18 protein-coding genes and 1 pseudogene are annotated in these 17709 nt (G+C 56.4%); 3 read left to right on the plus strand and 16 right to left on the minus strand.

What is annotated here, in order from left to right:
* Positions 1 to 38 precede the first annotated feature (38 nt).
* From purF to rihC, 15 genes are all read right to left on the minus strand, one after another.
* Positions 39 to 1556, minus strand: coding sequence for an amidophosphoribosyltransferase (gene purF, locus EHO01S_RS02860; protein WP_024522545.1), 1518 nt, complete (start codon positions 1554 to 1556; stop codon positions 39 to 41).
* 21 nt (positions 1557 to 1577) lie between these two features.
* Positions 1578 to 2087 carry a colicin V production protein gene (cvpA, locus tag EHO01S_RS02865; RefSeq protein ID WP_024522546.1) on the minus strand — a complete coding sequence of 170 codons (510 nt, stop codon included), beginning with the start codon at positions 2085 to 2087 and terminating at the stop codon, positions 1578 to 1580.
* A 190-nt stretch (positions 2088 to 2277) separates the two neighbouring features.
* The gene (dedD, locus tag EHO01S_RS02870; RefSeq protein WP_024522547.1) at positions 2278 to 3045 is read right to left on the minus strand and encodes a cell division protein DedD; all 768 of its coding nucleotides are present in this window, start codon (positions 3043 to 3045) and stop codon (positions 2278 to 2280) included.
* Complete coding sequence (gene folC / locus EHO01S_RS02875; protein ID WP_024522548.1) at positions 3035 to 4306, minus strand: bifunctional tetrahydrofolate synthase/dihydrofolate synthase; 1272 nt, start codon at positions 4304 to 4306, stop codon at positions 3035 to 3037. The genes dedD and folC overlap by 11 nt, the downstream gene beginning before the upstream one ends.
* 135 nt (positions 4307 to 4441) lie before the next feature.
* Complete coding sequence (gene accD / locus EHO01S_RS02880; protein WP_024522549.1) at positions 4442 to 5350, minus strand: acetyl-CoA carboxylase, carboxyltransferase subunit beta; 909 nt, start codon at positions 5348 to 5350, stop codon at positions 4442 to 4444.
* 271 nt (positions 5351 to 5621) lie between these two features.
* Positions 5622 to 6287 (minus strand): DedA family protein, encoded by a 666-nt coding sequence (locus EHO01S_RS02885; protein WP_024522550.1) that lies wholly within the window; start codon positions 6285 to 6287, stop codon positions 5622 to 5624.
* Between the two features lie 14 nt (positions 6288 to 6301).
* Positions 6302 to 7129 carry a tRNA pseudouridine(38-40) synthase TruA gene (gene truA / locus EHO01S_RS02890; protein WP_035370185.1) on the minus strand — a complete coding sequence of 276 codons (828 nt, stop codon included), beginning with the start codon at positions 7127 to 7129 and terminating at the stop codon, positions 6302 to 6304.
* Positions 7129 to 8139: an aspartate-semialdehyde dehydrogenase gene (locus EHO01S_RS02895; RefSeq protein ID WP_024522552.1), complete on the minus strand. Its 1011-nt coding sequence runs from the start codon at positions 8137 to 8139 to the stop codon at positions 7129 to 7131. The genes truA and EHO01S_RS02895 overlap by 1 nt, the downstream gene beginning before the upstream one ends.
* Before the next feature lie 115 nt (positions 8140 to 8254).
* Entirely contained in the window at positions 8255 to 9382 is a 1128-nt protein-coding gene (gene pdxB, locus EHO01S_RS02900; RefSeq protein ID WP_024522553.1) for a 4-phosphoerythronate dehydrogenase PdxB, read from the minus strand.
* 141 nt (positions 9383 to 9523) lie between these two features.
* Positions 9524 to 10027, minus strand: a complete 504-nt coding sequence (locus tag EHO01S_RS02905; protein WP_024522554.1) for a protein disulfide oxidoreductase — start codon at positions 10025 to 10027, stop codon at positions 9524 to 9526.
* On the minus strand, positions 10024 to 10623 hold the full coding sequence (locus EHO01S_RS02910) for a DsbA family protein (protein WP_024522555.1): 600 nt from the start codon (positions 10621 to 10623) through the stop codon (positions 10024 to 10026). Before EHO01S_RS02910 ends, EHO01S_RS02905 begins: the two co-directional genes overlap by 4 nt.
* 3 nt (positions 10624 to 10626) lie before the next feature.
* Positions 10627 to 12636 (minus strand): protein-disulfide reductase DsbD family protein, encoded by a 2010-nt coding sequence (locus EHO01S_RS02915; RefSeq protein WP_035370187.1) that lies wholly within the window; start codon positions 12634 to 12636, stop codon positions 10627 to 10629.
* Between the two features lie 51 nt (positions 12637 to 12687).
* Entirely contained in the window at positions 12688 to 13056 is a 369-nt protein-coding gene (locus tag EHO01S_RS02920; protein ID WP_024522557.1) for a hypothetical protein, read from the minus strand.
* 546 nt (positions 13057 to 13602) lie between these two features.
* Positions 13603 to 14976, minus strand: coding sequence for a C4-dicarboxylate transporter DcuC (gene dcuC, locus EHO01S_RS02925; RefSeq protein WP_024522558.1), 1374 nt, complete (start codon positions 14974 to 14976; stop codon positions 13603 to 13605).
* Between the two features lie 2 nt (positions 14977 to 14978).
* On the minus strand, positions 14979 to 15905 hold the full coding sequence (gene rihC, locus EHO01S_RS02930; protein WP_035370192.1) for a ribonucleoside hydrolase RihC: 927 nt from the start codon (positions 15903 to 15905) through the stop codon (positions 14979 to 14981).
* Positions 15906 to 16501: 596 nt separating this feature from the next.
* On the opposite strand from rihC, the pseudogene EHO01S_RS19450 reads away from it, so the two are divergent.
* Positions 16502 to 16597: pseudogene (locus EHO01S_RS19450) on the plus strand (IS5/IS1182 family transposase); the annotation flags it as partial.
* Between the two features lie 19 nt (positions 16598 to 16616).
* Here the strand turns inward: EHO01S_RS19450 and EHO01S_RS18085 are convergent.
* Positions 16617 to 16877 (minus strand): hypothetical protein, encoded by a 261-nt coding sequence (locus tag EHO01S_RS18085; RefSeq protein ID WP_174375472.1) that lies wholly within the window; start codon positions 16875 to 16877, stop codon positions 16617 to 16619.
* Between the two features lie 96 nt (positions 16878 to 16973).
* On the opposite strand from EHO01S_RS18085, the gene EHO01S_RS02940 reads away from it, so the two are divergent.
* Together EHO01S_RS02940 and asr are read left to right on the plus strand one after the other, a co-directional pair.
* Positions 16974 to 17339 (plus strand): DUF4186 domain-containing protein, encoded by a 366-nt coding sequence (locus tag EHO01S_RS02940; RefSeq protein WP_024522560.1) that lies wholly within the window; start codon positions 16974 to 16976, stop codon positions 17337 to 17339.
* A 139-nt stretch (positions 17340 to 17478) separates the two neighbouring features.
* Positions 17479 to 17709, plus strand: a 231-nt coding sequence (gene asr / locus EHO01S_RS02945; protein ID WP_024522561.1) for an acid resistance repetitive basic protein Asr, incomplete at its 3' end; no start/stop codon positions are given.

Below are 17709 nucleotides of genomic sequence, written 5' to 3' on the forward strand. Positions count from 1 at the left end.
TGCGGCCCGTTATTGGGAACAGGATGGCCTTGTGCCCGTTAGCCTTCGTTATACAGTTCCAGATCCTCGGCCTGCTGCTGGTTGCTCAGCGCCTTGGCATCATCGCTACGCAACGATTGCAGGTAGTCTAGGTAGGACTGATCCACATCGCGCGTAATGTAGACACCGTTAAACACCGAGCACTCGAACTGCTCGATATCCGGATTATCCTCCCCCACCGCCGCGATCAGATCGTCGAGATCCTGGAAGATCAAGCCGTCGGCGCCGATCAGTTGACGGATCTCATCCACCTCGCGGCCATGGGCGATCAGCTCACTGACGCTCGGCATGTCGATACCATAGACATTCGGAAAGCGGATCTCCGGCGCGGCAGAGGCCAGGTAGACTCGACGGGCCCCCGCCTCACGCGCCATCTCGATAATCTGCTCAGAGGTGGTACCGCGTACGATGGAATCGTCCACCAACAACACATTCTTATCACGGAACTCGGCACGGTTGGCGTTCAGCTTGCGGCGCACCGACTTACGCCGCAATTGCTGACCCGGCATGATGAAGGTACGGCCGACATAGCGATTCTTAACGAACCCCTGGCGATAGGGCTTATCCAGGATGCGCGCGATTTGCAGGGCGATATCGCAAGAGGTTTCCGGGATCGGGATCACCACATCGATATCCAGATCTTCCCACTCCCGGGCGATCTTCTGCCCCAGCTTCTGCCCCATGCGCACCCGAGCGCTGTAGACCGAGATCTTGTCGATGAACGAGTCCGGTCGGGCAAAATAGACATACTCGAACAGGCAGGGGTGACTCTTTGGCTCCTGGGCGCACTGGCGCGTGAACAGCTGCCCTTGGGTGTTGACGTAGATCGCCTCGCCCGGTGCCACGTCACGGATAAAGTCGAAGCCGAGCGTATCCAACGCCACGCTCTCCGAGGCGACCATATACTCGGTGCGGCCATCCGCTAAGTCACGCTTACCGATCACCAGCGGACGAATACCGTTCGGATCGCGGAAAGCAACCATACCGTGGCCGATGATCATCGCCACGCAGGCGTAGGCACCGCGGATCTGGCGATGGGTCGCCGCGACAGCGGCAAAGATATTCTCCTCACTCAGCGGATAGCTATCGTAGCGATCCAACTCGTAGGCGAACACATTTAACAGGATTTCGGAATCGGAGGAGGTATTGACGTGGCGCCGGGCATGCTCGAACAGTTGTTGCTTCAACTGATGGGCATTGGTCAGATTACCATTATGCGCCAAGGTGATGCCAAAGGGGGAATTCACATAGAACGGCTGTGCCTCGGAGGCGCTGGAGCTGCCGGCGGTGGGATAGCGCACATGCCCTATCCCCATATTTCCCTGTAGACGCTGCATATGGCGCGCCTCAAACACATCGCTCACCAGCCCATTAGCCTTACGCAGGCGAAAGGTATGGTTATCATCGATGGTGACGATGCCCGCGGCGTCCTGGCCGCGATGTTGCAACACCGTCAATGCATCATAGATGGACTGGTTTACCGGCGTAAAACCGGCGATACCGACAATACCGCACATGTTGTCATTTCCTCATCAGCGTTACCGGAGCGGCATGGCAGGCATATGCTCCGGTAAGAAACTCGACGTGCTTTGCAGATAGTCAAACGACCACCTGATGATAGGCCTGAACTGCGGGATGAGCCGGGACTGCTGCCACTCTTCGCTCTGCGCCATCGCCGTAAAGGTATCCAGGAAGAACAACAGGGCTGCGACGATCAACACACCGCGCAACGCGCCGAAACAGACGCCAAGCACCCGATCCGTACCGCTCAAGCCGGTACGCTCCACCAAAGAACCGATCACGTAGTTAACGATAGCGCCGACGATCAGGGTTGCGATGAACAACACCGCAATCGCAATACCGTTACGCACCAGCGCATCTTCAAAACGGGTAAAAAAGGCGGCCAGATAGGAGTAAAAATGGCTGGCAACAAAGAACGCGGCCCCCCAGGTAACCAGTGACAACGCCTCGCGCACAAATCCCCGGACCAGGCTAACTAAAGCGGAAAATCCGATGATGCCAATAATGACCCAATCAATCCAAACCATGATAATTCCAAAGCATGAATTGCCGCGCTATCCTACTCGCGGCGCATTCTAACAGAAAAAGAAAACGTTTGCGTAGCAGATTTCCCTGACATGGCGTAAATAAATCCGCCTCGTCACACACGCGTTTTCATGAAAAAAACGGCCCTGCCCGCCAATGCGGACAGCGCCGTATCCCTCTCCCATGCGTGCCTTAACGCACGCTGTAATTGCGGATTTGCCCATTCAGTCCGCTCAGGCTGTTCAGCTCCGGCAACGCCGCCTGAAGTTTGGCACGCGAGGCTTCCGGGCCGACGAATAGCCGGGTTATCTCCCCTTGTACCGGGGTCGCCGGCACGCTGTAGACCCGGTAACCGGAAAGACGCAGCTTGGCGATGATCTCGTTCACCTTGCTGGCGTTCCGTAACGCCCCAAGCTGCACTACGTAGGCTTGACCGACCGGCGCCTGCTCCGCGCGCGGCGACGGTGCGGGGGCCGGTACGGGGGCCGGGGCCGGCGGTGTCACACGCTTCGCCGGCTCGGCCACTGCCGGGCGACGCTCCGCTTCGCGGGGTTTAGGCCGACTCTCGACCGGCTGAGTCGGCGCAATCGTCGGTACTTCCGCGACCTTACGCGGCTCCGGCGCCCGGCTCTCGACCGGTTTCAACTCCACCAGTTCCCCGTTGCCACGCGTCGGCGAGACGGTGTTGGATGAGGTCGGCGGTGACAGCGGCGCCGTACCGCCTGGCGCGGCGACGCTCCCGGTGTGCGACGCCGTGGGCGGCGTCTCGCTTAACGGTTGCGTCACCGGCGGAATGGCATCCGTGGGATCGTCTTCTCCCGGACGCGGTACCAGCGGGATCGCAGCAAAATCATCCTGATAATGCCTTTTCTGGCCGTCTAGCAGGCCAGGCAGTACGATCACCCCCAGGGCGACCAGGATCACCGTCCCGACCAGTCGGTTTTGGAACTTACTCGCCACCCCGTCCTCCTGACGGTAGAACCGCCATCACTTGCGCGACCGTGTGGAACGAGCCACAGACCACCACCGTATCCTCGGCCTCGGCCTCAGCCATCGCCTGGCGCCAAGCCTGCTCGACATCGGCGAACACGCGTGCGCCGGCCGGCAGGTGCGCCGTCAGCGCAGACGCTGGCGCACCACGCGGCCCGCTCAACGGCGCACAGTACCATTCATCGACCAGCGGCGTCAGGCAGGCCAAGGTGCCGGCGATGTCTTTGTCGCTCAGCATGCCGATCACCATACGCAGCCGCTTAGGCCGCGGCAACGCTTGCAGGCGTTGCACCAGGTAGGCGGCAGCATGCGGATTATGCGCCACATCCAGGATCAGGCGCGGTGCCTGCCCGACCTGCTGAAAACGTCCTGGCAGGGAGGCATTGCATAGCCCCTGGCGGATAGCCGCCTCATCGACGACCAATGGTCCGGCGGCCAGCGCCGCCAATGCCGTCGCCGCATTGGCCAACGGAACCTGAGGCAACGGCAAATCATCGAGCGTGTTAGCCCCGGCGCACCAGCGCCACCCCGACGCCGTGACGCTGAAGTCCCAGTCGACGCCACGTCGCAGCAATCGAGCCGCGCACTGTGCCGCCACCGCCGCGATAGACTCCGGCATCTGTGCCTCACCGACCACGGCGGGTCTTCCCGCACGGAAAATACCGGCCTTCTCCCGACCGATACTCTCACGCGAATCGCCCAGCCAATCGGTGTGGTCCAACGCGATACTGGTCACCACCGCCACACTGGCGTCGACGATATTGGTGGCGTCCAGACGTCCCCCCAGGCCGACCTCTAAGATCACCGCATCCAGCGCCGCCTGCTTGAACAGGTACAACGCCGCCAGGGTACCGAACTCAAAATAGGTTAACGACACACCCGCACGCCCCGCCTCGATGGCGGCGAAAGCGGCGGCATGCGCCGCATCATCCAATTCGCGATGCTGAATACGTACCCGTTCGCGATAATGCAGTAAGTGGGGGGAACCATAGACCCCGACCCGATAACCGGCCGCCATCAAGATGGCTTCCAGCGTACGACAGGTCGTGCCCTTACCGTTGGTCCCCGCCACGGTGTAAACCACGGGCGCCGGCGTCAACAGATCCAGATGCTGCGCGACACGCCGCACGCGCGCTAAACCGAGATCGATGGTTTTATTATGTAGTTGCTCGAGATACTCAAGCCAGGTAGAGAGTGGCGAGGTCGCCTGTGGAGTAGGAAGCGTATTCATGCTGTTTTACGTCCCGTAATCTAGCCGTTGCGGAGGATGAACGGCCCCGGAACGGGACCGGTTCCCTAACGTGGTGCGACGCAGGCGATACCCCACGCCGCGCCCGGCCTTAAGCCGGGGAAGCTCACCGGGGAATTAGGCCTGTGCGCCGTCTTCCGCCGTGTGCACCGCCGGCACCGCCTCGTCCAATGGGGCCGGACGCCCAGTCATCTTAGCCACCAGGCAGGCCAGCTTGTCGCGCATCGCCGGGCGGCGCACGATCATGTCGATGGCGCCTTTCTCCAGCAGGAACTCACTGCGCTGGAATCCCGGCGGCAGCTTCTCGCGGACCGTCTGCTCGATGACACGCGGGCCGGCGAAGCCGATCAAGGCCTTCGGTTCGCCGATGTTGATATCGCCCAACATCGCCAGGCTGGCGGAGACGCCGCCCATCGTCGGATCGGTCAATACCGAGATATAAGGTAGACCGCGTTCGCGCATTTTCGCCAACGCCGCGCTGGTTTTCGCCATCTGCATCAGCGACATCAACGCCTCCTGCATCCGGGCGCCGCCGCTGGCGGAAAAACAGATCAGGGCGCAGTTATCCTCCAGCGCCTGCTCGACGGCGCGCACGAACCGCGCCCCCACTACCGATGCCATCGATCCGCCCATAAAGGAGAACTCGAAGGAAGCAGCGACCACCGGGATACCGTGCAACGTCCCCTTCATCACCACCAGCGCATCTTTTTCGTCGGTCTCTTTCTGAGCCGCGGCGAGACGATCCTTATACTTTTTGGAATCCTTAAACTTCAGGACATCCTTCGGCTCCAGCTCGCTGCCCAATTCGACATGGCTCCCCTCGTCCAACAGCGTATTCAGACGCATACGCGCCGTCATGCGCATGTGATGGTCGCACTTAGGGCAGACTTCTAAATTGCGCTCCAGCTCGGCGCGGTAGAGGACCTGACCGCAGCTATCGCACTTGGTCCATACCCCTTCCGGAATGCTTGCCTTGCGGGTTTGAGAGATATTGCTCTTATTAAGAATGCGTTCAATCCAGCTCATCGATGACCTTTCTGTTTGAACCTGGCGGAATGCCAGTCCTCTGCCCCTGCCGAGAGAACAAAATAAAGCCCCAGCCAACACTGAGACGGGTTTTCGCCAGCGTCTCCTTGACTTCAGGGAGACGGGCCACTTTTTACCGGCAGGTAACAGACCATAAATGCCGTTCATTAAACCACAACGGCTCGACTGTGTAGATAAAAAACTGGTCGAACCGTGCCGAGTTTACATTTTTCACCCACTCCGCGTGAGCGAAGCGCGGCGATTTTGTGACCTACTTAGAGCGCATCGCACGCCGTGCCTGGCGCTTGTGGCGCCAGATCTCGATCACCCCTGGCAGGATCGAAAGCACGATGATCGCCACGATCAGCAGCTTCAGGTTCTCCTGCACCAGCGGCACGTTACCGAACAGATACCCGGCGTAGGTGAAAGAGAGGACCCACAGCAGGGCGCCGATCACGTTATAAGCGGCGAAATGGCGGTACGTCATATGCCCCATCCCGGCGACGAAGGGAGCAAACGTGCGCACGATAGGGACAAAACGCGCCAAAATAATCGTCTTTCCACCGTGACGCTCGTAGAACGCATGGGTCTTGTCCAGGTAACTGCGACGAAAAATGCGCGAATCAGGGTTGCTAAACAAACGCTCGCCAAACAGGCGACCGATGGTGTAGTTCAACGCATCGCCGAGGATCGCCGCCGTGACCATCAGCGCCACCATCAGATGCACGTTCATCTCATTGCTCGGTAACGAGGCTAATGCCCCGGCGACGAACAGTAACGAATCCCCCGGCAAGAATGGGGTAACCACGAGACCGGTTTCGCAGAACAAGATCAAAAACAGGATGGCGTAGATCCAGACGCCATACTGGGCCACCAATTGCGCCAAGTGCACATCAATATGCAGAATAAAATCAACGATCCACTGTAAATATTCCATCACGGCTCCGGTTATCAATCGGGTAAAAACAGCGGCCCTAACGGCGGCTGTGGTAGCGCAAACTGTGCCGGGTAATCCACGGCGACCAAATACAGCCCGGCGGCCTTGGCGGTCGCCGCCGCCAGCGTACGATCGCGGGCAGCCAGCAACTCGGCGATCCACCCCTCAGGCTGGTTGCCGCATCCCACCTCCAGCAAACTGCCAACGATGTTACGTACCATGTGGTGGACGAAAGCATTGGCCTTAATATCGACCACCACATAGGGGCCATAACGATTGACCCACAGGTGAGAGACGTTACGCCACGGGGTACGCGACTGGCACTGGGCGGCGCGAAACGAGCTAAAGTCGTTCTCCCCCAGCAACGCCTGGCCGGCGCGCGCCATCCGTTCGGCATCCAGCGGATGGTAGAAATGCGTCACACCGCTCTGCAACACCGCCGGACGGTAGCGGTGATTATAGATAACATAGCGGTAGCGGCGGGCCGTTGCGCTAAAACGCGCATGAAAATCGGCGCTGACCGCTTTGACCCAGCGCACCGCGATATCCTTCGGCAGGTGAGCATTGACTCCCATGGTCCATGCCCCCTCCTGACGACAGGCATGAGTAGTGAAGTGTACCACCTGCCCGGTAGCATGCACCCCGGCATCGGTACGCCCCGCGCAGAACACCGTCACCGGCTCGCTGGCGACCCGCGACAACGCCGCCTCCAGCCGGGCTTGCACGCTATCGACCTCCTGCTGACGCTGCCAGCCGGCATAGCGGCTGCCATCGTACTCGATCCCCAACGCGATGTGATATACCGGGCGCGCCGTCTGCCCGGCCAACGGTTGCTGCGTCATCAATACAGGTACTCCTGCATCAGACGCTCGGCGATCTCCAAGGCCATCAGCGCACCGCCGAAACGCACGTTATCCGCCACCGACCAAAACTGTACCGCCTCCGGCATGCCATAATCATTACGCACGCAACCGATGCTCAGGTGTGGATTACCCGAGGCATCACCCACCTGGGTCGGATAGTCATCCTCGTCACTCAGACGAATATCGCCAGTCTGCGCCAACAACTCTCGCGCCTCCTCGGCACTGAGCGGGCGCAGGGTTTCTAGCTGTACACACTGGGCATGACCATAAAAGACCGGTGACTGAATGCAGCTCACCGTCAGCGGCAATCCCGGCTCCTGCAACACCTTACGCACCTGATCCACCAGGCGGCGTTCCTCGCAGACACTGCCCTGCTCGTCCGCTAACAACGGCAACAGGTTAAACGCCAATTGCTTCTGAAACAGGCCCGGCTCGAATGGCATACCGTTAAGCAGACGAGCACTTTGTCCGGCCAGTTCGTCTACCGCCGCCTTACCGTGGGCGGAGGCAGAGAGCAGGCAGGTCACGCCGATGCGAGCCAGACCATTCTCGGCACTCAGCGGGTGGATCGCCGTTAACAATTGGCTGGTCAGACTGTCGGCCACCGCCACAATGTTGCGGTTGCGGTACTCGGCCAGCGCATGCGGATTGACCCCCGGCACCACCAGCGGAACATCCGCCTCCAGCGCAAAAGCATCGCTGCTGTCGATCACCAGACACCCGGCGTTGCCCGCCTCCTCGGCATAGCGCAGCGACGCCTCACGTCCGGCGACGAAGAACGCCAACTGGGCCTGAGCCCAATCAAAGCTGGCCGCATCCTGCACCACCATCTGGCGGCCATTCACCCGGATGCTCTCCCCGGCACTATGCTCACTGGCCAGCAGGTACAGTTCTCCCAACGGAAACTCACGTGCCTGGAGCTGCTCCAGTAACGCTTCCCCAACGGCTCCCGTCGCGCCCAATACGGCAATATTCCAGCCTTCGCTCATTTTAACTCTCCTCGGACGGCAAACATGAGCCCTGCCGTCCTCTTGATAACTCAGCAAAAATCGCCAGTACGCACCATGGCGCACTGGCGATAAAATGTTACAGTCTGCGCACCATTCAGGCGATGCGTGCGCTAAATCCTAACGCCGTCACCAGCTCGGCCGTGGCGCTATCGTCGCAAATCACCTGAAGCGACGACCACTCCCGCCGCGCCGGATAGTGCTTACGCAGGCGATCGAATGCCCCCTCCTGCCCGGCGACGCGGCGCAACGGCGCATCATCACGGCGCACATCATACACCAGATGCATCAGACGTTTGAGCATCGCCTGATCGAGCGCGCCCTGAATACGCACCGCCGCCACCGGCGCTGGCGGCAACAGATCGGCCAAGGCGACCCGCTCCGGCCGCCCGAGGAAGGCACTGAACGCCTCGAACACCTGGGTGGTGCCACGCGCCTTACCCTCAAGGCTATAGCCGGCGATATGCGGGGTGGCGACATCGACACAGGCTAACAGGGGCAACGACAACATCGGTTCCGGCTCCCATACGTCCAGTACCACACGCAGATCTTGTCCCGCTTGCAAGGCACGCAATAGTGCCGCATTGTCGACGATGGCGCCACGCGCTGCATTGATCAAGATACGCCCCGGCGGCAACGCCGCGAGGAACGCCTCATCTACCAGATGCCAGGTCTGATAAGGACCGGACTTATTCAGCGGAGTGTGGAAGGTGATGATGTCCGCCTCGCGTTGCAGATCCGCCAGGCGATGGAAGATCTCGCCATCGCCGCGATCGGCTCGCGGTGGATCGCACAACAGGGTGCGAACGCCCAACGCCGCTAAGCGGCGTTGCAGCCGGCTGCCGACGTTACCCACGCCGACAATCCCCACAGTCTTATCACGCAGCACGAAGCCATCGCGCTCCGCCAGCATCATCAGGGCCGAAAAGACATACTCCACCACGGCGATCGCGTTGCAACCGGGTGCGGCGGAGAAACCGATCCCCGCCTGCGCCAACCAATCGGTATCCACATGATCGGTTCCAGCGGTGGCGGTGCCAACGAAACGCACCGTCTGATCGGCCAACAGCGCCTGATTGACCGCCGTCACCGAACGAACCATCAACGCATCGGCGCCCGCCAGTGCGTCGGTGGGTAACGGACGCCCCCGCACCGCCTGCACCTGGCCGAGGCGGCCAAACAGCGCCTCGGCGTACGGCATATTCTCATCGACTACAATCTTCATCGTTTCTCCTACCCGCTAGCCAGTTTGGATTGAGCTGCGCTAATTCTGCCACTAAATAAATGTGATACCTAACCACAGCCTGTCGCTTATCGTGGGGACAGTCCGTCCAGCGGCCGCCACACCGCCGGGCGTCCCGTCAGGCTAGGCGAACCATTGCGCCCAACGCAAGCGCAGCCATAAACCGGGATAGCTGCTCCAGCCCGTGGTGCTGCCGACCACCTGTCCGCGCGACAGAATGATGAAGGTCGGTGTGACACCGACTCGCCACGCCGCGCTCAAGCGCCCATCGGCGTCGTTGATCACCGGAAAGCGCCACCCCCGCTGCGTCAGCAACTGGCTCAAACGCGCATCATCTCCCGAGCGCAATGCCAGCGTCACCACGTTTTCACCGTGGCGAGCCAAGGCGTCGACCGTTGGGCTGGTCACGCGACATACGCCGCACCAACTGGCCCAGACATAGATCAGCAATGGGCGTTCGGCGCTGAGCGCCGTCAGCGCTAGCGGACGTCCTGCCAGATCCGTTAACTGCGCGGGTAACACCGCCGGCAACTGAGGGCGACGCAGCATGTCCATCACCCCCGTGACCATAGCCAGCAACAACAATAGCAACGCCCCCTGCCGCGCCCAACGCCCCAGGCGTCTCATGGCTGTTGCGCCAGCGCGGTCTCGACCGCCTGCTCCAATTGGGCATAGTCGATCGCCCCGGGGATCAACTGCTTGCCAATAACCAACGTCGGCGTCCCCTGAACCCCCAACACCTGCGCCAACAGCAGCGAATCGCGCAACTCCTGGATCGTCCCCTGACTATCGGCCTGGAGCCCGGCATTGCCGCTACGCTGCAACGCCGCCTGTATCGATCCCGTCGAATGATAACCGCGCTTAGCCATCAACGCCTGATGTAACGCCAGAAAACGCTCGGGTTGTTGACGCCACAGGGTCAGTGCCAACTGTGCCGCCTGATGGGAGCTCTCCCCCTTGAAGGGAAGCAGCTTGAAGGCGACCGCCACCCGCGGATTGCGCTCGACCAGCTGCTCCAGCAGCGGATCGAGACGCTTGCAGTAAGGGCAGTTGTAATCGGTAAACACCACCACCGTCAGCTGTGCGTCGGCGGCCCCCAGGCGCGGCGTGGCCGGATTATGGAACAGCAACGTCTCCGCATCATCCGCCGCCCTCGCCCCCGGGGCCGCCAACGTTAACAGCACCAGTATCATCGTCATCATTGTCCGCAACATGATCTTCATCGCTTACTCCTTGGCCGCAGCCAATTGGGCCAGCAACTGCCGGCGATCGAGCAGAGGAGGTAGCACCGCACCCTGTGGTAGGGCCGGGCCGTAAATTTGATTGAAGGGTACCGCCACCGCGCCCCGCTGGCGCATGAACGCCTCCAACGCGGGCGAGGGTAATGTCCAATCGCCACGCAACGCCACCACATCGTCGGCACGCAGCGCCTGCTGCACCTCGTCGCGCAGCAACACATTCACCTTGTTCGCCTTACAGGTCACACACCAGTCGGCGGTCACATCGATGAACACGCGCTTGCGCTGCTGCAAGGCTTGTTGCACCGCCTGCTCGCTCAGCGGCTGCCAGTCAACGCGATCTTGCTGCGGCGTCAGGGCACTCTCCCCGTACATCAGCAACGGGATGGCAGACAGCAATAGTGTCGTCAACAGCGCCCATCCCAGGCCGCGGAGCGCGTAGCGTCGCCAGCTCAACCCCAACAATAGCAACGCCAATAACGTCATCGACGCCACGATGACAGGCCAACCGAGGTGAGCCGCCAGCAGCGACAGCAACCACAGGCTGGAGGCCAGCATCATCACCCCCAATATCGTCCGCAGATGCAACATCCAGCGTCCGGGGCGCGGGAGCCAGGTAGCCAGATGCGGCCAAGCGGCGATGGCCAGCCAAGGCGCGCTCATCCCTACCCCCAGTGCCAAAAACACCAGCCACAATTGCGGCAAGGGCGCGGCCAGAGCAAAGGCCAAGGCGGTGCCCATGAAGGGGGCCGAGCACGGTGTCGCCAACAGCGTGGCAAACATTCCCTGCCAGAAGTGTCCCTGGGACGCGCCAGCCAGACGGGTCATCAACGCGCTGGAGAGGGTGAGCGAGAAAAAGCCGAATAGATTAAGGGCGAACAACAAGGTGATCGCCCCCATCACGCCGATAAACCAAGGGCTTTGGAACTGGATCCCCCAGCCGACGGCCTGCTGAGTGAGACGCAAGACGCTCATCAAGCCCGCCAATAACGCGAAAGAGGCGATGATCCCCGCCGCCGAGAGCAGAAACTGGTGGCGTAGCTGACGTGCCGTCACTAACGGAGCATGCAGCACACTCCCCAACTTCAAGGCCAGCACCGGCAGCACACAGGGCATCAGATTGAGGATCAGACCGCCGGCCAGCGCCAGAAGCAACGCGCCGAGCAGCGTCGCGCTGCCCGCCGGCGGCCCCGGCGGTGCCACACTCGCCACGTCCGCACTGACCGTCATCTGTTGCGCCACGCCGACGTCGCTGATCACCAACGTCAATGGCACCGCGCGCAGATCGGGGGCCGTGCCCTGCCAGCCATCGCTGACCGCGACACGGGCATACAGTGTCTCTGCCTGTTGCCACAGTTGCGGGGCGGCGAACGCCGCCCCCTCGGGGCCCGCCAGGAAGATCGCCGGGTGTTGCCAGCCACCGGCGCGGTCGATGCGCAAGGTCAGGTTGCCGCGCTCATAACCCGCGCTGACCCGATCCACCATGCCATGATCCAGCGGCAACGTTCCCTCCGCCTGCGCCAAGGTATGACGGAATTCGGCCGTTGGTGCAGATAATAGATCCAGATCGAACGGATAATCATGCAGCACACACACATCACTGCATAACGGCAGGGTCAGCACACCTTGCAGGCGGGTCGCCGTAGTGTTTACCTGGATCGGGAAGCTGACATCATTGACATACCCCTGCGCCGTCAGCCCCGCCACCGAAAAACGTTGCGGTACCGGCCAACGCCAATGCACCGCCAGCGACGGTGTACGCCAAGCGATACTCGGTGCCACACCCCCTTCGCCGGGAGCGCGCCAATAGGTTTTCCACCCACTGGCGAGCGCTACCTGCACCACCAGATCGACCCGCTGCGCATCCTGCCGGGCGGCGCTAAAGCGCACTCGGGCTTGGCCGTTACTGTCGCCCAGTAACCAGCCGCTATCGGCTGCCCACCCCAGGGGCAGCCAGAGGCACAGGCCGATGGCCAGCGCCCTAAAAATCAAAGACATAATTATTCTCCGCCAATAACAGTAAAAGAGGACGAGCGCACCCGTCCGGCGTTATTCGCGGAAGACACACAACCTGAGATGGAGACGCCGTTGCGCCGGCGAGCGCACCGGAGGCCGATAGCGCACGAGGCGGGAGAGATCACGCAAGGGGCAGAGAAGTAGCAGCAGGAAAGTCAGCAGGGCCAGCGCCAGATGCTCCAAGGCCAACGGCGGCGCGCTCAGTAACATCTTTGCCCCCGGCGAGCAGGCGCTCGGTGCACTCCCCTCGCCTTGACTATCCGGGGCAGAAAACGACGAGACAGCGAGGGGGAACGACTGGCTCAGTTGATGCACGCCGGCCATGCGCTGGCTGGTGCAGACCAGCACCACCAGGCACGCGAGCGCCAATAACCATTTCGCCATCCCTTTGTGTCGCGCCATCATCGCCCCCATGATTAACTTGGGTTATCTTACCTTAGCGATAACAATTCACAATCCCATGTATTCACCGCCTGCAACTGAACGCACGGATTGTCATCCGCTACCAAAAGAAGTAAAGCAGCTAGCCTACATCCAGCACGAAGAGCGCAAACTCTCCCTACGGCAGGCAACGCCAGACTGGCAACATGCCAGCGACGTGGTTATGCCGTACCGGCTGACAACACTTAACGCCGGCGGGCTTGCACTTCATTACACGCTTCAACGAAAAGGGATAACGGTCGTTATAACCAGAAAATCTAATCAACAATAGCTTCAGATAGGCGCTCACCGTTCGCCAATGGCGCTTATCACTACCACGCTACCGTAACGTTGTGGAAAAATGTTTTAGCCGATTATTAAAAGAACAGTATGGCATTGCCAGCTGTTACGACAAAACGGTATGCAAGAATCTGTCATGGGTGAAACTAGGCGGCATCAATCTCTTTTACAATCTGTTAAGCGATTAAAGGATACAGCCTAGTTTAACTTTAATAATTCAATCACTAATTAGTTAGGCAACTCGAGGATAGAAAGAACAACCACACTAATTATTCCAATAATTGTTGGTACACTTGTACGCTTTAAAATTCTGATAGGACTTACTCCCACCGTAGATGCAACAATCATCACAACTGCCGCCACAGGTGAAATTGTTCTAGTTAAATTTGCAATCATTTGCATTGGTAAAGAAATTAAAATACCATCAACACCCGCTTTCTCCGCAATCCCAGGAATTAATTCAATCATGGCATAGAACATTGCCAAGCCACCACCACTAAGCATACCAAAAAGTGTTGTTGCACCACTAAAAATTAGCGTCGTAATAATTCCCGCAGAGTTTGCTGTTTGCACTGAAGACATAATACTGCCAATAATCCCTAATGTTTGAATTGCAGTTGTAAATAACGAACCACCAACGACCAACATCACAACTTGACTAAACCCCTGCCCCATTCCTTTAAACATCTCCACGGCCTTATCTTGAACTTGCTGAAATGATTTGAGACGAACCGCTTTACTAAAAACAGAAATAAAGAAAGAAATAAATGTTAAAACAAAAATATCCATCACTATTCCCTTAACAAATACTCCAGCAATCCCTACGCCAATAATTAACAATAACGGCAATACGGGTAAAACTGCATAAAATCTGGGCACGTCAATTTTCTGTTGTTTACTCAAAACATCTTCACTTAGAGAGACAAACGCAGCATCCCCGTCTCTTTTATCACAGTATTTTTGCCAAAAAAAATGTACAACAGCAATAATTAGTAATGATGGCAATGAAATTTTAGCATGCCAAACAACATAACTTAATACATCATAACCCAGTGTATTTGCCGCAATTACGTTATCGGCACCCAATGGTGTCGGCATAATCGTCGCCGTCATTGCGATAACGCCAGCAGCCGTTAATGATGATATTCCCATACTCGTCAGCATTGGATATAAAACAGCCATCAAAATAATCGCCAAGCTCGATGCACTAGGAACAACCAAAGACATTAAATTACCAAGTAAAAACACCAACGGAACAAACAATGATTTGTGTTTTATCTTTAACAAAGGCTTTACTAAAAAATTCACAGCCATTTGATTGGCACCAATTGCATTCATATAGCTTGAATAACCAAAGAGAATCATAATAACAATACCAGCTTGACTTACCTGTTTGACAATTGTATCTTTAAATTCTAAAAATATATCAAACAATCCAAACCCTGTTCCCTGCCCTTGCGGATAGATGGGGTGCCCCAGTAACCATGCGCATATGAGCAAACCGAGCGCGCAGATAATTAAACTGAGCGCTGGATGGTATTTTTTTATTATTAGATATGCAACTACAACCAGTGCTATCAACACTAATAAAATTTCTATCATGCTTACTCTCCTTTTTTATTAATCGCTTTCATTTTTTCAATCACCCACAATTGAAATGCTTCAACATCAATAGACACGCAGACCTCTGCATTTGCTTTATGATGATATTTCATTTTTAAATCTGCAATTGTCGCCCCTGCGCCAGGTCCATCTAAAGCAACTTCAATAAATGTCTGCATAGTTTTAAATAAGCCAGGAGATGTTAAATATGCAATAGCACACACGTCATGCATTTTTAAACCTGTAGTTAAGCTACCGCCTCTATAATGAGAAAATAACCCATAAAACATTTCTCCAAGTTTACCAAGGCTTCTAATGAGCTGTACTTCATTATTTGTTAATACAGCTTGACTCGTCACATCCAGGCCAACCATCGTTAACGGAACCCCTGATTGAAAGACAATTTGCGCAGCATGTGGATCAACATATATATTGAACTCAGCACTCGTATTCGTATTCCCTCTTGAGAGAGAACCCCCCATCATTACAACTTCTTTTATTTTTTGTTTTACTTCTGGATAAAGAGTGAACAACAAGGCAATATTGGTTAAAGCAGCGATTGGCACAAGAGTAACGGGTACATTACTAGATATAATTTCCTTACGCATTGCCTCTACAGCATGAATTTTTAAACATGTCGAGGTTGCGTTAGGAAAGGCAAAGCCATCCATCCCACTTTCCCCATGAATATCGGCCGAATCTTCTAATTTAATAAGTAAGGGACTATTGCAACCTTTTGCCACAGGAACATTCTTTCCAAAGAAGTCAACTAATTTTAATGCGTTATTAGTTGTTTTCTCTACATCGACGTTGCCGGCAACCGTAGTAATTAAACGAACATCTAAATCTGGGTGATGCATAGCAATGGCCAAAGCAACTGCATCATCAATTCCTGGGTCTGTATCAATAATTATAGGTTTTTTCTTTATATTCACTTATTCTTTCTCCAGTCACATAGATAAAAATCGCGTTAAAAAATATTTTCTCAACATGATATTAGGCACTTCTCTTTAATTCCCAGAGCAATAATCACTATCACTCCCTGTCTCCAGCACTACAAAAAGGATGCTTAAGGAATGTAAGCTAATTTACTGATGACACATCCAAATCAGCGTTTCCCCTCAATAAAATAATAACTAGTATTAGATAAGTTATTCACATCCATTTCTTATAATGACATTCAATCCAATAATTACATTAAAATAAGTTACTTATTGAGAACGCCACTATTACTTAGGCATAAAATGCCTTATTACGTAACCATACTGGCATATTTTTATTACCAAGCTTGAGTAATATATTAAACTTTAATTAGCTAGAATTGTGAACCAGACATCATTATATTTAAAAATTAATAACCACATATTAAATTGAATGATGGCATGGGAAATATGATTTTTGCCATAAATAAAAATAATATTAATCATAAAACACATGTTATGTAATGAGTGCTATTGAATAAATAAAAACTTTAGATGATTGGCGATGCTGAATGCTACAGACGGTTCAGTGTCCGGTTTTCACTACCTCTGTTCTGATGATGAAACGCGTGTTTAACCTGTCACTCCTGGCGCGACAGAGGCTCGTTGATTCGATTGTTACGCAGATGGAGCTGCCACTGATATGACCAGAATAACTCCCTAACCGCTGGTGGGCATCTGAACCTGCGGAACTATGACGGACAAGGAGCAAGAGCTGACGATAGTCAAGGAGCCGAGCCAAGAGAGAGCACACAACGGGCAGAGAAGTAGCAGCAGGAAAGTCAGCAGGGCCAGCGCCAGATGATCCAAGACCAACGGCGGCGCACTCAGTAACATCTTTGCCGGCGAGCAACCGCTCAGTACGCTCCCCTCGTCTTGACTATCTGGGGCAGAGAACGACGAGACAGCGAAGAAATTCACAATCCCATGTATTCACCGCCTGCAACTGAACGCACGGATTGTCATCCGGCGGCGAAAGGTGCAAGGTAGGTTTTCCCTTTTTCCACGGAGACTCACGTGTTACCTTTCTCCACCGCCGTCTGGCAACGGCTACAACGCTCGACATTCCGCCGCCGCTTTCGCCTCGGCAGCGCCGAATGGCATTATCTGGAGCATCAGGGCATGGCGCAGATATTGCGCCATGCCCATGACTTTATCGAGACCCGCCTCGCGCCCCCCCTCCCCCCCAACGATGGCCGCCAAACCCCCATGCGGGGGCATCCGGTCTTCATCGCCCAGCATGCCACCGCCACCTGCTGCCGCGGTTGCCTGGCAAAGTGGCACCATATTCCAGCCGATCGTGCCTTAAGCGGCGGAGAGAAACTGTATATCTTAGCCCTACTCGCCTACTGGCTGTCCGTGCAGCAGCCCGTCGCGCCGTAATCAACGCCATCCAGACGTTTGTACATACGGTTACCTACCGACACCAAACACACACGGACAATTGCGGCACCAATACCTAACATATCCTCAACGGCTCCACTGCGGGGCTGACCAATCAGCGAATAGTGAGGATAGCAAAATGAATAAAGTATTAGCTCTGGTTGTTGCTGCTGCGATGGGCCTTTCTTCTGCCGCGTTCGCTGCCGAACCGACTGCCGCACCGGCCGCCGCACCGATGGCACACAGTACCGCCACCAGCACTAAGGATGCCGGGACCGTCAAACATCACAGTAAGAAACAGCATAAGAAAGCGACCACCGAACAGAAAGCTCAGGCCGCCAAGAAAGTGCATCACAAAAAGGCAGCCATA

Origin of the sequence: Edwardsiella hoshinae NBRC 105699 = ATCC 33379 (assembly GCF_000474215.1) — a bacterium.
Lineage (GTDB): Bacteria > Pseudomonadota > Gammaproteobacteria > Enterobacterales > Enterobacteriaceae > Edwardsiella > Edwardsiella hoshinae.

Excerpts from the sequence above, each read along its gene's own strand:
- purF (WP_024522545.1), bottom strand. The coding sequence starts at position 1,556 with ATGTGCGGTATTGTCGGTATCGCCGGTTTTACGCCGGTAAACCAGTCC.
- cvpA (WP_024522546.1), bottom strand. The coding sequence starts at position 2,087 with ATGGTTTGGATTGATTGGGTCATTATTGGCATCATCGGATTTTCCGCT.
- folC (WP_024522548.1), bottom strand. The coding sequence starts at position 4,306 with ATGAATACGCTTCCTACTCCACAGGCGACCTCGCCACTCTCTACCTGG.
- accD (WP_024522549.1), bottom strand. The coding sequence starts at position 5,350 with ATGAGCTGGATTGAACGCATTCTTAATAAGAGCAATATCTCTCAAACC.
- EHO01S_RS02885 (WP_024522550.1), bottom strand. The coding sequence starts at position 6,287 with ATGGAATATTTACAGTGGATCGTTGATTTTATTCTGCATATTGATGTG.
- truA (WP_035370185.1), bottom strand. The coding sequence starts at position 7,129 with ATGACGCAGCAACCGTTGGCCGGGCAGACGGCGCGCCCGGTATATCAC.
- EHO01S_RS02895 (WP_024522552.1), bottom strand. The coding sequence starts at position 8,139 with ATGAGCGAAGGCTGGAATATTGCCGTATTGGGCGCGACGGGAGCCGTT.
- pdxB (WP_024522553.1), bottom strand. The coding sequence starts at position 9,382 with ATGAAGATTGTAGTCGATGAGAATATGCCGTACGCCGAGGCGCTGTTT.
- EHO01S_RS02905 (WP_024522554.1), bottom strand. The coding sequence starts at position 10,027 with ATGAGACGCCTGGGGCGTTGGGCGCGGCAGGGGGCGTTGCTATTGTTG.
- EHO01S_RS02910 (WP_024522555.1), bottom strand. The coding sequence starts at position 10,623 with ATGAAGATCATGTTGCGGACAATGATGACGATGATACTGGTGCTGTTA.
- EHO01S_RS02915 (WP_035370187.1), bottom strand. The coding sequence starts at position 12,636 with ATGTCTTTGATTTTTAGGGCGCTGGCCATCGGCCTGTGCCTCTGGCTG.
- EHO01S_RS02920 (WP_024522557.1), bottom strand. The coding sequence starts at position 13,056 with ATGGCGCGACACAAAGGGATGGCGAAATGGTTATTGGCGCTCGCGTGC.
- dcuC (WP_024522558.1), bottom strand. The coding sequence starts at position 14,976 with ATGATAGAAATTTTATTAGTGTTGATAGCACTGGTTGTAGTTGCATAT.